Source organism: Actinopolyspora mortivallis, assembly GCF_003001495.1.
Taxonomy (GTDB): Bacteria; Actinomycetota; Actinomycetes; order Mycobacteriales; family Pseudonocardiaceae; genus Actinopolyspora; species Actinopolyspora mortivallis_A.
Genome location: NZ_PVSR01000006.1, coordinates 68,043 through 80,391, shown reverse-complemented (window position 1 = coordinate 80,391; position 12,349 = coordinate 68,043). Strand labels below are relative to the sequence as shown.

15 protein-coding genes are annotated in these 12,349 nt (G+C 69.6%); 11 read left to right on the top strand and 4 right to left on the bottom strand.

The features are described 5' to 3' along the window. Positions 1 to 3 precede the first annotated feature (3 nt). A complete protein-coding gene (gene era, locus CEP50_RS06915) occupies positions 4 to 912 on the top strand; it encodes a GTPase Era (protein ID WP_106113098.1) in 909 nt (302 codons plus the stop codon). Between the two features lie 116 nt (positions 913 to 1,028). Here the strand turns inward: era and CEP50_RS06910 are convergent, their stop codons facing one another. Continuing rightward, entirely contained in the window at positions 1,029 to 1,490 is a 462-nt protein-coding gene (locus CEP50_RS06910; RefSeq protein ID WP_106113097.1) for a DUF4190 domain-containing protein, read from the bottom strand. A gap of 154 nt (positions 1,491 to 1,644) precedes the next feature. Here CEP50_RS06910 and CEP50_RS06905 point away from each other — a divergent pair, with 154 nt between their 5' ends. From CEP50_RS06905 to CEP50_RS06885, 5 genes are all read left to right on the top strand, one after another. Next, a complete protein-coding gene (locus CEP50_RS06905) occupies positions 1,645 to 2,076 on the top strand; it encodes a DUF2752 domain-containing protein (RefSeq protein ID WP_258174950.1) in 432 nt (143 codons plus the stop codon). A gap of 28 nt (positions 2,077 to 2,104) precedes the next feature. Continuing rightward, positions 2,105 to 2,989: a DNA repair protein RecO gene (gene recO / locus CEP50_RS06900; RefSeq protein WP_106113095.1), complete on the top strand. Its 885-nt coding sequence runs from the start codon at positions 2,105 to 2,107 to the stop codon at positions 2,987 to 2,989. A gap of 35 nt (positions 2,990 to 3,024) precedes the next feature. Beyond that, a complete protein-coding gene (locus tag CEP50_RS06895) occupies positions 3,025 to 3,603 on the top strand; it encodes a GNAT family N-acetyltransferase (RefSeq protein ID WP_106113134.1) in 579 nt (192 codons plus the stop codon). Positions 3,604 to 3,671: 68 nt separating this feature from the next. Then, the gene (locus CEP50_RS06890) at positions 3,672 to 4,514 is read left to right on the top strand and encodes an isoprenyl transferase (RefSeq protein WP_106113133.1); all 843 of its coding nucleotides are present in this window, start codon (positions 3,672 to 3,674) and stop codon (positions 4,512 to 4,514) included. Then, positions 4,514 to 4,963: a YbjN domain-containing protein gene (locus CEP50_RS06885; RefSeq protein ID WP_106113094.1), complete on the top strand. Its 450-nt coding sequence runs from the start codon at positions 4,514 to 4,516 to the stop codon at positions 4,961 to 4,963. Before CEP50_RS06890 ends, CEP50_RS06885 begins: the two co-directional genes overlap by 1 nt. 59 nt (positions 4,964 to 5,022) lie before the next feature. On the opposite strand, the gene CEP50_RS06880 is transcribed toward CEP50_RS06885, so the two are convergent. Together CEP50_RS06880 and CEP50_RS06875 are read right to left on the bottom strand one after the other, a co-directional pair. Further along, a complete protein-coding gene (locus CEP50_RS06880; protein WP_019855007.1) occupies positions 5,023 to 5,442 on the bottom strand; it encodes a Fur family transcriptional regulator in 420 nt (139 codons plus the stop codon). Beyond that, entirely contained in the window at positions 5,439 to 5,849 is a 411-nt protein-coding gene (locus CEP50_RS06875; protein WP_258174948.1) for an ArsR/SmtB family transcription factor, read from the bottom strand. Before CEP50_RS06875 ends, CEP50_RS06880 begins: the two co-directional genes overlap by 4 nt. 357 nt (positions 5,850 to 6,206) lie before the next feature. On the opposite strand from CEP50_RS06875, the gene CEP50_RS06870 reads away from it, so the two are divergent. The 5 genes from CEP50_RS06870 to CEP50_RS06850 all read left to right on the top strand — a co-directional run bounded on the left by CEP50_RS06870 (position 6,207) and on the right by CEP50_RS06850 (position 11,263). Beyond that, positions 6,207 to 7,592 (top strand): glycine--tRNA ligase, encoded by a 1,386-nt coding sequence (locus tag CEP50_RS06870; protein ID WP_106113132.1) that lies wholly within the window; start codon positions 6,207 to 6,209, stop codon positions 7,590 to 7,592. 57 nt (positions 7,593 to 7,649) lie between these two features. Continuing rightward, positions 7,650 to 8,306: a YdcF family protein gene (locus CEP50_RS06865; RefSeq protein WP_106113092.1), complete on the top strand. Its 657-nt coding sequence runs from the start codon at positions 7,650 to 7,652 to the stop codon at positions 8,304 to 8,306. Positions 8,307 to 8,382: 76 nt separating this feature from the next. Beyond that, entirely contained in the window at positions 8,383 to 9,675 is a 1,293-nt protein-coding gene (locus CEP50_RS06860; RefSeq protein WP_106113091.1) for a deoxyguanosinetriphosphate triphosphohydrolase, read from the top strand. Between the two features lie 126 nt (positions 9,676 to 9,801). Continuing rightward, positions 9,802 to 9,999, top strand: coding sequence for a hypothetical protein (locus tag CEP50_RS06855; protein ID WP_019855002.1), 198 nt, complete (start codon positions 9,802 to 9,804; stop codon positions 9,997 to 9,999). Positions 10,000 to 10,156: 157 nt separating this feature from the next. Further along, positions 10,157 to 11,263, top strand: a complete 1,107-nt coding sequence (locus tag CEP50_RS06850) for a serpin family protein (protein ID WP_106113090.1) — start codon at positions 10,157 to 10,159, stop codon at positions 11,261 to 11,263. A 10-nt stretch (positions 11,264 to 11,273) separates the two neighbouring features. Here the strand turns inward: CEP50_RS06850 and CEP50_RS06845 are convergent, their stop codons facing one another. After that, positions 11,274 to 12,215, bottom strand: coding sequence for a sigma factor-like helix-turn-helix DNA-binding protein (locus CEP50_RS06845; RefSeq protein WP_106113089.1), 942 nt, complete (start codon positions 12,213 to 12,215; stop codon positions 11,274 to 11,276). Between the last annotated feature and the right edge of the window lie 134 nt (positions 12,216 to 12,349).

Genomic DNA, 12,349 nt, shown 5'->3' with positions numbered 1-12,349 from the left:
GCCGTGACCAGCTCAAGTGAAACACACCGTTCAGGGTTCGCCTGCTTCGTCGGACGACCGAACGCGGGCAAGTCGACACTGACCAACTCCCTCGTCGGGACCAAGGTGGCCATCACCTCCAGCAAGCCGCAGACCACCCGACACACCATCCGCGGCATCGTGCACCGCCCCGACGCACAGTTGATCATCGTGGACACTCCCGGTCTGCACCGGCCGCGGACCCTGCTGGGGGAACGACTCAACGATCTGGTGCACACCACGTGGTCGGAGGTCGACGTCATCGGGTTCTGCGTGCCCGCCGACCAGAAGATCGGCCCCGGTGACCGCCACATCGCCCAGGAACTGGCCAAGGTCGCCCGCCGCACTCCGGTGATCGGGATCGTGACCAAGACCGACCTGGTCGCCAGGAAGCACGTCGCCGAACAGCTGGTGGCGATGCAGGAACTCATGGACTTCACCGAAATAGTCCCGGTCTCCGCCGTGGACCACTTCCAGGTGGACCTGCTGTCCGACCTGCTGGTGCGTCAGGTGCCGGAGGGGCCGCAGCTGTACCCGGAGGGGGAGATCACCGACCAGCCGGAGGAGTCACTGGTGGCCGAGCTCGTCCGTGAGGCCGCGCTGGAAGGGGTCCGCGACGAACTGCCGCACTCCCTGGCGGTGACCATCGACGAGATGGCCCCCCGGGAGGGATACGACAACCTGGTCGACATCTACGTCTCCCTGCACGTGGAGCGTTCCAGCCAGAAGGCCATCGTGATCGGCAGGAACGGGGAACGGCTCAAGGAGGTCGGGGAGCGGTCCCGCAGGCAGATCCAGGCCCTGCTCGGCAGCAAGATATACCTGGACCTGCAAGTCAAGATCGCGAAGGAGTGGCAGCGGGACCCGAAGCAGTTGCGCAAGCTCGGTTTCTGAACTCCGGCGGCTCGCACGGCCCGAGGCCCCGTCCCACGACGAACCGGCGTGGTACTGCCCAGCCGGTGCAGTGGTGCTCGCTCCGCATGTCCCGATGCTCCTGGCCGGGGGCTCCCTCACACGCTCGTGCCCGCGGCACCGGCCATGAACGGCAGACTGCCGAGTCCGAACGAGAGGAGGGAGAGCAACCCCAGCAGGAACAGCCCCAGCAGGCAGTAGCCGATCACGAGTCCCGCCGTGGCCATACCACTGCCGCGGGTGCCGTCGCGGCTGATCTGCGACTGGGCCACGTGACCGAAGATCACCCCCAGCAGCGCGAGCAGTCCACCGGGCCACAGACCACACATGAACGGGATCGCGACCAGCGACAGCACCATCGAGGTGATGGCCAACCCGTTGTTGCGCGGAAGCTGTCCCCCTTCGTAACCGATGTAGAAGTTCTGGTTGCCGGGATACTGCTGACCCGGCTGGTAGCCGGGGTACTGGAAACCTCCCGTGTAGGAGGACTGGTGCGGTTGGGAGAAGCCGCCGCTGTTCGGCGGTTGGTTGTGTGGTCCCGACCCGTACGGGTTGGTCATCCGAGGCTCCTTCGACGACGTCGTGCGGATCCCATCATGCCGCCACCGTGGTTGTGTGGTGTCCTCGGTAATAGGATCACCGATCGGGACGGCGGTCCGTCAGGCGGCGGTTCGACGTCCGGGCAGCCGTGTGGGGTTCCCGAGGGGATCCACCGTGACGGGGAGGTCGGTGGTGCGCACCGTGATCGCGCGGACTCCCTTGCCGGCCTGGCGTACGGCACTGGCCGCGCTGGGGCTGGGAACGGCCGGAGTGCTGTTGGTGATCTCACCCTTCGACCTTCCCTGTGTGTTCGCCGCGCTGGGGTGGGACGGCCCCATGTGTGGGGGAACGCGGATGCTCGCCGCGCTGTTGCGGGGACACCCCGTCCGTGCCGTGGAGTACAACGCCTTCGCCGCCCTGGTCCTGCTGCCCTCGGCGGTGGCGCTACTGGTGGCCGGGGCGCGCTACGAGACCGGACGTGCCTGGCGACTGTGGCCCTCGGGAGCGGCCGGGACGGTGGCCGCGGCCCTGATGGGGGGAGGGCTGCTGCTCTGGACGGTGCTGCGCAACCTGCCGGTGGAGCCCTTCACGACGTTGGCGGTCTGACCTCTCGACCCGGTGGGAGGATGGCGGGGTGAGCCTGTATCGGGATGTCGGTGTCGTGCTGCGGGTGGGCAAACTCGGCGAGGCGGACCGGATCATCACCCTGTTGACCCGGCGGTACGGCAAGGTCCGTGCCGTGGCCAAGGGCGTGCGTCGTACGGGATCCAGGTTCGGCGCTCGTCTGGAACCCTTCGCGCACGTGGACACGCAGCTGCACACCGGCCGCACTCTCGACGTGGTCACCCAGGTGCAGACCCTGGACGCCTTCGGCGTGGGCATCGTCGCCGACTACCGGCGCTACACCACGGCCTGCGCGGTGCTGGAGACGGCGGACCGGATCGTGGCCGAGGAGCGTGAGCCGGTGCTGCGCATGTACCTGCTCGTGGTGGGGGTGCTGCGGGCGCTGGCCGACGGGCGGCGGGACGCCTCCCTGCTGCTGGACGCCTTCGTGCTGCGTGCCATGGCCTTCGCCGGGTGGTCCCCCGCCCTCGGGGAGTGCGCGCGCTGCGGACTCTCGGGCCCGCACGCCGCCTTCAGCGTTCCGCTGGGAGGCACGGTGTGCGGCCAGTGCCGCCCGGCCGGGGCGAGCCGTCCCTCCTCGGCCACGATCTCGCTGATGCGGGCGCTGCTCGACGGGGACTGGAACGAGGCCGAGATCTCCGAGGACACGGTACGCAGGGAGGGAAGCGGTCTCGTCGCGGCGCACCTGCAGTGGCACCTGGAACGTCAGCTGCGTTCCCTGCCGCTGGTCGAACGTTCCACGGCACACGGCGCGGGGGCAGCGGCCGGGAATCCTCCCGAATCCGAAGCGGGGGAAGGGGCACCGGATCCCGTTCCCGAGCTGATCCGCGAACGGGCCGGGACACTGGAGCCCTCCCTAGGGGAACGTCCGACCGATCCCTCGGGGCGTCGTTGAGGGTTCGTCGTTTCCGTCCCGGCGACGAGGTGGACGTGCGTCGGATCTGCGTGGCCACGGGCGATGCCGGGGAACACGCGCGCAACATCCTGAACGAGCCCGAGCTGATGGCGCACGTGTTCGCCTCCCCCTACCTGGCGCTGCAACCCGACCTGTGTTTCGTGGCCGAACTCGCGGGACAGCCGCTCGGTTACGTGGTGGCCGCCCGCGACTCGGTCGGTTTCTTCCGCGACTGGCGACGCCACTGGTCGCCACGGTTCGTGCACAGCCACCCCGCCCCCACCCGGCGGGAGTCCCTCCTCCGCGCCGGTGACGCCGACGTCCAGCTGCGCTCACTGCTGCACCGGCCGTGTTCGATGCTGCTTCCGGACACGGAGACCTATCCCTCCCACCTGCACGTCAACGTGCTCGCCGGAGCACGCGGCAGGGGAGTGGGCGCGGCACTGCTGCGGGTGCTGTTCCAGGCACTGGCCGAGGCGGGATCCCCCGGTGTGCAGCTCGGCGTGCGGGCCACGAACGCCTCGGCGCACGCCTTCTACCGGGCGATGGGAATGACCAGGCTGTCCTTGGACGACGGTCCGGCGATCCGTTTCGCCCGCCCGCTGGGCCGGTGAACGGCACGCGTCCGGGAGAATGGGACCGCCGTAGTCGAACCGGCTCAGTGATCACGAAGGGAAGCCCGATGCTGCGACGCCGTGGGCGGGGCAGGGAAGCTTCGGACGTACGAGCACCCGACCCGCACCCCTCCGGTGCGAAACCTCCGGAACTGCCCCGGGAACTGGTTCCCCATCACGTGGCCGTCGTCATGGACGGCAACGGCAGGTGGGCCAACGAGCGGGGACTGCCGCGTGTCGAGGGGCACAAGCGGGGCGAGGCCGTGGTGCTCGAACTGGCCCGCGGCGCCATCGAGCTGGGGGTGCGGTGGCTCTCGCTGTACGCGTTCTCCACGGAGAACTGGAAACGCAGCCCGGAGGAGGTCAAGTTCCTGATGGGCTTCAACCGGGACGTGATCCGCCGCCGGGTGGACGAGCTCGACGAGCTGGGTGTGCGGGTCCGCTGGGCGGGGCGTCGTCCCAAACTGTGGCGCAGTGTGGTCAACGAGCTGCGTTCGGCCGAGGAACGGACCGCGGGCAACCAGGTCATGAACCTCACGATGTGCGTCAACTACGGCGGACGCGCGGAGATCGGCGACGCCGCGCGGGAGATCGCCAGACTGGCCGCGCAGGGACACATAAACCCGGACCGGGTCGACCAGCGTACGGTGGCTCGCCACCTCTACCAGCCGGAGATGCCGGACGTGGACCTGTTCATCCGCCCCTCCGGGGAACGCCGCACCTCCAACTTCATGCTCTGGCAGTCCGCCTACGCGGAGATGGTCTTCCAGGACACGTTGTTCCCCGACGTGGACCGGCGGCACCTCTGGGAGGCCTGTCTGGCCTACGCCGGACGGGACCGGCGTTTCGGAGGCGCGGTGGACCGGGCGGCGCAGCACACCACCGGGGAGTCGGAACAGGAGAACGACTGATGTCCAGGGAAGCGGCGACCACCGCCGATCTGCTCACCTCGGCCAAACGGGTCCTGGAGAGCTACTACGAGGTCCGGGTGGACGACGACGGCGCGTTGAGCTTTCTGCACTCCGGGATCCCCTGCGCCGTGCAGGCGATGCAGCTCGCCGACGGGCTCACGGTGCTGAGCCTGACCTGTGTGCTGGCCTGGGACCTCCCCGAGTCCGGGGAACTCTCCCGCTGGGTGGCCGAACGTGCCGGGGAGGGGCTGTTCGGAACACTCGGGACGGTGCGCACCACCGACGGCACGGATCTCACCCTCCGCTACGCCTTCCCCGCCGAGGGGCTGGCTCCCGCTCCACTGAGCACCCTGCTGATGCTGGTCGTGTCCACCGCCTCGCGGCTGCGCGAGGAGTTCGAGGCCCGCTTCGAGACGGGGGAGCGGGAGGAGTCGCCGGAGTCCGACTGAGCCGCCCGACGGGGACGGAGGTCGGCAGGGAGGGGGTCCTTCCTCACTCGGGGAGTGCCTCAGCGCGCGCCGCAGTCCGCGCAGGTCCCGACGATCTCCACGGTGTGGTGGACCTGGGAGAAACCGTGTTCGGCCGCGATGCGTTCGGCCCAGTCCTCCACGGGAGGGTCGGCGACCTCCACGGTCCGGCCGCAGTGTCTGCAGACCAGGTGATGATGGTGCTGGTCGGAACACTTGCGGTAGACGGCCTCCCCGGACTCGCTGCGCAGCACGTCGACCTCTCCGGCCTCCGCGAGCGACTGCAGGGTCCGGTAGACGGTGGTCAGCCCGATGCCCTCCCCCCTGTGCCGGAGTTTCTCGTGCAGCTCCTGCGCGGAACGGAAGTCGTCTATCTCGTTGAGCAGACGCGATACCGCCGCTCGCTGTCTGGTGGCCCGCAGGCCCGGGATCGCGGCCGCGGGACGCTCGCTGGAGGTCACGCTGTCTCCGTCTCCTGTCGGTGTTCTCCGGGGACGTGTGTCGGCTCGTCGAGGGGCTCCTCGGTGCGGTGCGCGTCCTCCTCGGCGTGCGCCACGGCGTCCACGACGATGTGGGCCAAGTGATCGTCGACCAGCCGGTAGACCACCTCCCGGCCGTTCCTCCTGCCGTGCACGACTCCGGCGTCCTTCAGAACCCGAAGGTGCTGACTGATCAGGGGCTGGGTCACTCCCAGGGCGTCGACCAGGTCGTGGACGCAGCGTTCCGCCCTCCGCAACTGGAGCACGATCGCGATCCGCACCGGGGCGGCCAAGGCCCGCAGCAGGTTGCCCGCCTCGGAGAGCGTGGCCGGATCACAGGGGGGCGCCGGGGCGGCCCGCTCGTGAGGGTGCCCGTCGTCGCTGTTCATGAGATGTTCCGGGGACGTGACCATGCGGTGATCACCCACTCGTTCCGGACGGTGCCGCGGATGCCGCCGTCCCTTGACCGTGTCATCCTCTCGGCTTTTCGTGGCGCAGGCCTCGGGGCCGACGGGGCCATTCTACGGGCCGTGACACGGGGGCGACGTCCCTGTGGACGCTACGGCGAGACCTCCGGGAGGCGAGGGGCCGTCGCCGGTCGGGTGGGCGCGTGTGCTCAGGGACCACCTGGGTACGCTGGGGAACCCACCGGCAAGAATCCGTACCAGCTTGGTCGGCTCGTCCTCTCCGGGGCGCCGAGAGCACCGACCAGAGCCCGAACAACCAGCGACGAGCGTGGAGTGAACGTGCCCACCGACCAGATCGAAACGATCGTGAACCTGTGCAAGCGCCGTGGTTTCGTCTACCCGAGCGGGGAGATTTACGGCGGTACCCGGTCGGCATGGGACTACGGGCCGCTCGGGGTGGAGCTCAAGGACAACATCAAGCGTCAGTGGTGGCGCAGCGTCGTACAGGGACGCGACGACGTCGTCGGGCTGGACTCCTCGGTCATCCTGCCGAGGCAGGTCTGGGAGGCCTCCGGCCACGTCCAGGAGTTCGTCGATCCGCTGGTCGAGTGCACGGCCTGTCACCACAGGCACCGTTCCGACCAGCTCGCCGAGGACTACGCCGCGCGGACCGGCAAGGAGGTCGACGAGAACGACCTCTCCGAGGTTCCCTGCCCCAACTGCGGGACGCGCGGCCAGTTCACCGAACCCAGGATGTTCAACGGTCTGCTCAAGACCTTCCTCGGGCCGGTGGACTCGGAGGAGGGGCTGCACTACCTCCGTCCGGAGACCGCGCAGGGGATCTTCGTCAACTTCCTGAACGTGATGACCACCGCGCGGAAGAAACCGCCCTTCGGGATAGGGCAGGTCGGCAAGTCCTTCCGCAACGAGGTCACCCCGGGCAACTTCATCTTCCGCACCCGTGAGTTCGAGCAGATGGAGATGGAGTTCTTCGTGGAGCCGGGCGAGGACGAGTCCTGGCACGAGTACTGGATCGCCACCCGGACCGAGTGGTACACCGACCTGGGCATCAATCCGGACAACCTGCGGCACTACGAGCACCCGAAGGAGAAGTTGTCGCACTACTCGAAGCGCACCGTGGACATCGAGTACCGCTTCGGGTTCAGCGGCAGCGAGTGGGGTGAGCTGGAGGGCATCGCCAACCGCACCGACTTCGACCTGACCACCCACTCCAACCACTCCGGGGTGGACCTCTCCTACTTCGACCAGTCGAGCAACTCCCGCTACCGCCCCTACGTGATCGAACCGGCGGCCGGGTTGGGCCGTCCGATGATGGCCTTCCTCGTCGACGCGTACCGGGAGGACGAGGCCCCCAACGCCAAGGGGGGCGTGGACAAGCGGGTCGTGCTCAAGCTGGACCGGAGACTGGCGCCGATCAAGGTGGCCGTGCTGCCGTTGTCGCGCAACTCCGACCTGTCCCCGAAGGCGCGTGACGTGGCCGCGGCGCTGCGCCGCAACTGGAACATCGACTTCGACGACGCCGGAGCCATCGGGCGTCGTTACCGCAGGCACGACGAGATCGGAACGCCGTTCTGCGTGACGGTGGACTTCGACACCCTCTCCGACCACGCCGTGACGGTGCGCGAACGGGACACGATGGAGCAGGAACGGGTCTCCATCGACAAGCTGGAGTCCTACCTCGCTGCCCGGTTGGTGGGCTGCTGATCGACCGAGGGGCGGGCACCCCGCCGGAGACGTCGACGGATCTGCAACGATGCCGGTGTGAGCGATCACCCCGATTCCACGCGGATTCCGGCCTCCCGGCGGGTGGCCCGTTGGTTGCGGCGGAGTGTGCTCGGCGCGGTGCTGGTGGCGCTGTTGGTCCTGGGCGGCACGGTGTTCCGGGTATGGCAGGTCGCCCAGGTCGACGAGCGGAGCAGCGCCGACATGATCGTGGTGTTGGGAGCGGCGCAGTACAACGGTGATCCCTCGCCGGTGCTGCGGGCCCGGCTCGAACACGCCCTGGAGCTGTACCGGCAGGGGCGGGCGAGCCACGTCGTGACCGTGGGTGGCGGACAGCTCGGTGACAACTACACCGAGGCCGAGGCGAGCCGGATGTGGCTGGTGGAGCACGGAGTGCCCGCGGGTGCCGTCACCGAGGCGGAGGTGGGCAGTGACACGCTCCGCAGCATCAGCGCCGTGGCCGAGGTCGCGCGGGAGAACTCGTGGAACTCCGCCCTCATCGTCAGCGACCCCTGGCACTCCTGGCGTTCCCGCACGATGGCCGAGGACCTCGGCCTGCGGGCGACGGTGTCCCCCACCCGAAGCGGCCCCACCGGGGAGGTCCGTACCTACTACATCCTGCGGGAGGCCGCGGCGATGCTCTTCTACCGCCTCACCCACGCCTCGGCCGGGGTGGCCGGGCACGGTCTGGGCTGAGCCGGTCCCCGGACGGGCCCGGCACACCCGTCGCCGAGCACGGGAGGATGTCGGGGTTTTTCGTAAGCTGTGGACGATGTCCTCTGGTGACACACCCGGCTACACCGGGTACGACCGGCAGCGGTGGTTCGCCGAACCCCCGAAGCGGGCCGAGGTGGCCGACGGCTCGGGCTCGTCGCGTTCCCCCTTCGCGCGGGACCGGGCGCGGGTGCTGCACTCGGCGGCGTTGCGTCGTCTCGCGGGCAAGACGCAGGTGGTCGGTCCCGAGGAGGGGGACGTTCCGCGCACCCGGTTGACCCACTCGCTCGAGGTCGCCCAGATCGGACGGGGCATCGCGGTCGAACTCGGTGCCGACCCCGACGTGGTGGACACGGCGGGATTGGCGCACGACATCGGGCATCCGCCGTTCGGACACAACGGGGAGCGGGCCCTGGCCGAGCTGGCCGTGGACTGCGGTGGTTTCGAGGGCAACGCGCAGACGCTGCGCATCCTGACCCGACTGGAACCCAAGCTGCTCGGTTCGGACGGACTCGGGCGGGGGTTGAACCTGACCAGGGCCTCGCTGGACGCGGTTTTGAAGTACCCCTGGCCGCTGTCCGCCTCCCGGGACGGGAAGTTCGGGGTCTACGGGGCGGACTCCGCCGTCTTCGAGTGGGTGCGTCAGGGGGTTCCTTCCGGGAGGCGGTGCCTGGAGGCCCAGGTGATGGACTGGGCCGACGACGTCGCCTACTCGGTCCACGACCTGGAGGACGGGGTGCGTGCCGGCCGGATCTCGTTGCGCGCCCTGGGCGACCCGGGGGAGCGGGACGAGATCCTGCGGATCGCGAGCGGGAACTTCCTGCGGCAGCGGATGTTGCCCGCCGGGCTGCTGGAGGAAGCGGTCACCGGGTTGTCGGGGATGCCCGCCCTGGCCGAGGTGCTCGACTACGACGGTTCGGTCCGGGCGCAGGCGGCGCTCAAGGAGTTGACCAGTGAGCTCGTGGGCCGGTTCGTCACGGCGGCGGTGCGGGGCACGCGTGGCGCGTTCGGGCGGGGACCGCTGACGCGCTACGGGGCCGAGCTGGTGGTGCCCGACCGGGTGCGGGCCGAGGTCGCCGTGCTCAAGGCCGTGGCGCTGCGTTACGTGATGCGGGACGAGCGGCGACTGCGGGTGCAGCGGAGGCAGCGGAGGATGCTGCGGGAGCTGGTGGAGTCCCTCTTCGAGGGTGCCCCCGACTCGTTGGATCCGTCGGCCCGGCTCGCGTGGTCGAACGCCGCCGACGACGGTGAACGGATGCGGGTCGTGTTGGACCGGGTCGCTTCGCTCACCGACTCCCAGGCCGTGGCCTGGCATGAGCGGTGCGTGTCCAACGACGGCGATTTCGTGTGAGCTATGTCAGACAGGGCGGCGTTTGCCGTTTCTGTTGAGGCACGCTGACACGTAGCGTGATTTCCGCTGGTCATGATTAACTCTTTCGAGTGAAACAGGTCCGTGAGGCCGCGAGGAGAACCCCCGATGTCCAACGAGACGAACCGGCACCACATCCAGAAGCTCGTCGTCGACGGGGAGCCCTATGTCAACTGCGACAACGTCGCCGACTGGGTGAAGGACCTGCGCTGGCAGGACCCCGCTGCCGAACGCGCCGCGGGCTACATCGCCCAGGAACTTCGGCTGATGGGGCTGGCCGACATCGAGGAGGAGTCCCTGCGCTGAGCCTCCGGGAAGATCCACTGCGGACTCACCGATCGAGCCGGACGGTGGCGGGAACCGGAAAGCCCGGTCGCACTCGCCCCGAGCCGCCGGGGAGTGGCAGACTCGCGCGGGACCGGAGCGAAGCGGCTCCCGTGGTGGATCGGAGCGCGACGTCATCGTGGACGCACAACTCGAATTCCCGCTGCGCCTGCACCGAGCTCTCACGTCCGAGGCCGGGCGAAACTTCTGCTGGTCACCCTATTCGGTGGTGAGCACGCTCGGTATGCTCGCCTCGGCCGCCCGGGGAAACACCCGGGCGGAGATGGCACGGATGCTGGGGGCCGAGCCCGACGGACGTTTTCCCGAACAGCTGCGCGCGGTGGCCGAACAGACCGTCGTCGCCGGCGAGGACGTGGACGCCGCCGTGGCCAACCGGTTGTGGGTCGATGAGGAACTCGTTCCGCGTGCCGAGTACCGCGCGGAGTTCTCCGACTGGCCCGGAAGCCGGATACGCACCACGCCCTTCCGCGCCGCCCCGGAGCGAGCCCGGCAGGAGATCAACGCGGACGTGGCCGAGGTGACCCGGGAGCTGATACCGGAGTTGGTCAAGGCGGGAACGGTCGACTCGGAGACGGTCGCCGCCCTGGTCAACGCGCTCTATCTGAGAACCCCCTGGAACAGTGCCTTCGAGCAGCGGGACACCACCCCGCTGCCGTTCCACGCTCCCGGAGGCACCCGGTCGGTTCCCACCATGCGGGTGAACGCGGCGCTGGGCTACGCCCGTGCCGAGGGATGGCAGGTGGTGCGGCTGCCCGCCCGCGGTGGGGTGGAGGCGCTGGTGCTGCTGCCCGACTCCGCGCTGGAGACGGCCGAACCGGAACTGACCCCCACGCGGCTGCGCCGTCTGGTCACGGCCCCCCAGCAGCGGCAGGTGGAACTGAGGATGCCGAAGTTCGAGGTCACGGGCTCGGCGGAACTGAACGACCCGCTCACCGCGCTGGGGATGCGCACCGCCTTCACCCCCGCGGCGGATTTCGGTGGGCTCACCGAGAAACCACTGCGGATCTCCACGGCCGTGCACGAGGCGGTGCTGCGGGTGGACGAGAACGGCCTGGAGGGGGCGGCGGCCACGGCGGCGATGATGCGGCTCACCGCGCTGGTGGAGGAACCGGAACCGCTGCGGGTGACGGTGGACCGTCCCTTCTGGTTCCTGGTGCGCCACTCCGGGGGAGGAGCCGTCTACTTTCTCGCCCGGGTCGTCTCCCCGGAAGGTGAGGCGGGGTAGCAGCGGGCCGTCACGGGGTCGCGGCCAACAGCCGAACCCGGGTGAGTTTGTCGGGGTTGACGATGTCGTGGATCTCGGCGGCACGTCCCTCCCGGACCGCGAAGCCCACCACCCGGGGGGCCACCGCACGGTCGAAGGGGGTGCCCGCCGGCGAACCGGGCAACAGCAGTCCCGGATCGCCGTTGACCAGCACGGACCGCATGTTCTTCAGGGCCGAGGTGGCGTATCTGCGGATCAGGGCGAGCAGGAAACGGGTGACCCTGTCCCGGCCGTGGACGGGACGCAGCGCGGTGCGCGCCTTGCCGTCGCTGTCGCCGTGCACGCTCACCCGCGGGTCCAGCATCCGGGCCACCGCCCACTGGTCCTCCGCCGAGAGTGCCGCGAGCAGGGCCTGGACCGTCTCGTGCTGGTGGGATGCGGGTACCCGGCGCGGCGGGTGTGCCTCGTCCACGGTCCGTCGTGCCCGGCAGGCGTGGTGTTCGGCCTGCTCCTCGGTGCAGCCGAGCAGGACGGCGATCTCGGTGAGGGGAAGTCCCACCACCTCGCGCAGCACCAGGGCCACGCGTTGTTCCGGGGGCAGCTGCTGGACGATCCGGAGTGCGGCCATGCGCACGTCCTCGGCCCGCACCACGCTGCCGAGCGGGTTCGTGGCCGGGCAGTGGTGCTCGGTCACGATGGGTTCCGGAAGCCACGGGCCCACGTAGTGTTTCCGGCGGCCGGCCGCCAGTCGCGCCCGCTCCAGGGCGAGGGCGGCCACGGTTCGGATCATCAGGTCTCCGGGACGGTCCCCTCCGGGGTCCTCGGTGCCGGAGAGGCCGGTGAGCCGCGTCCGGGTTTCCTCCACCACGTCCTCGGAGTCCGAGATGCTTCCCGTGAGTCGGTAGGCGAGTCCGAACAACCGAGCGCGCTGCTCGTCGAACTCCGTGGCGAGGACGTCTTCCGCGGATCGCACACCGCGATTGTGCCCGAAGAACCCGGGTGTGCTCGGTGGATACCTCGGTCGGGTGGTTCGGGGGGTTCGCGGCGGGCCCCGCCGCCGAGGGCGTCAGCGCTCCGGTGACCGTCGCGGGTCCCGGCCGCGAGGAC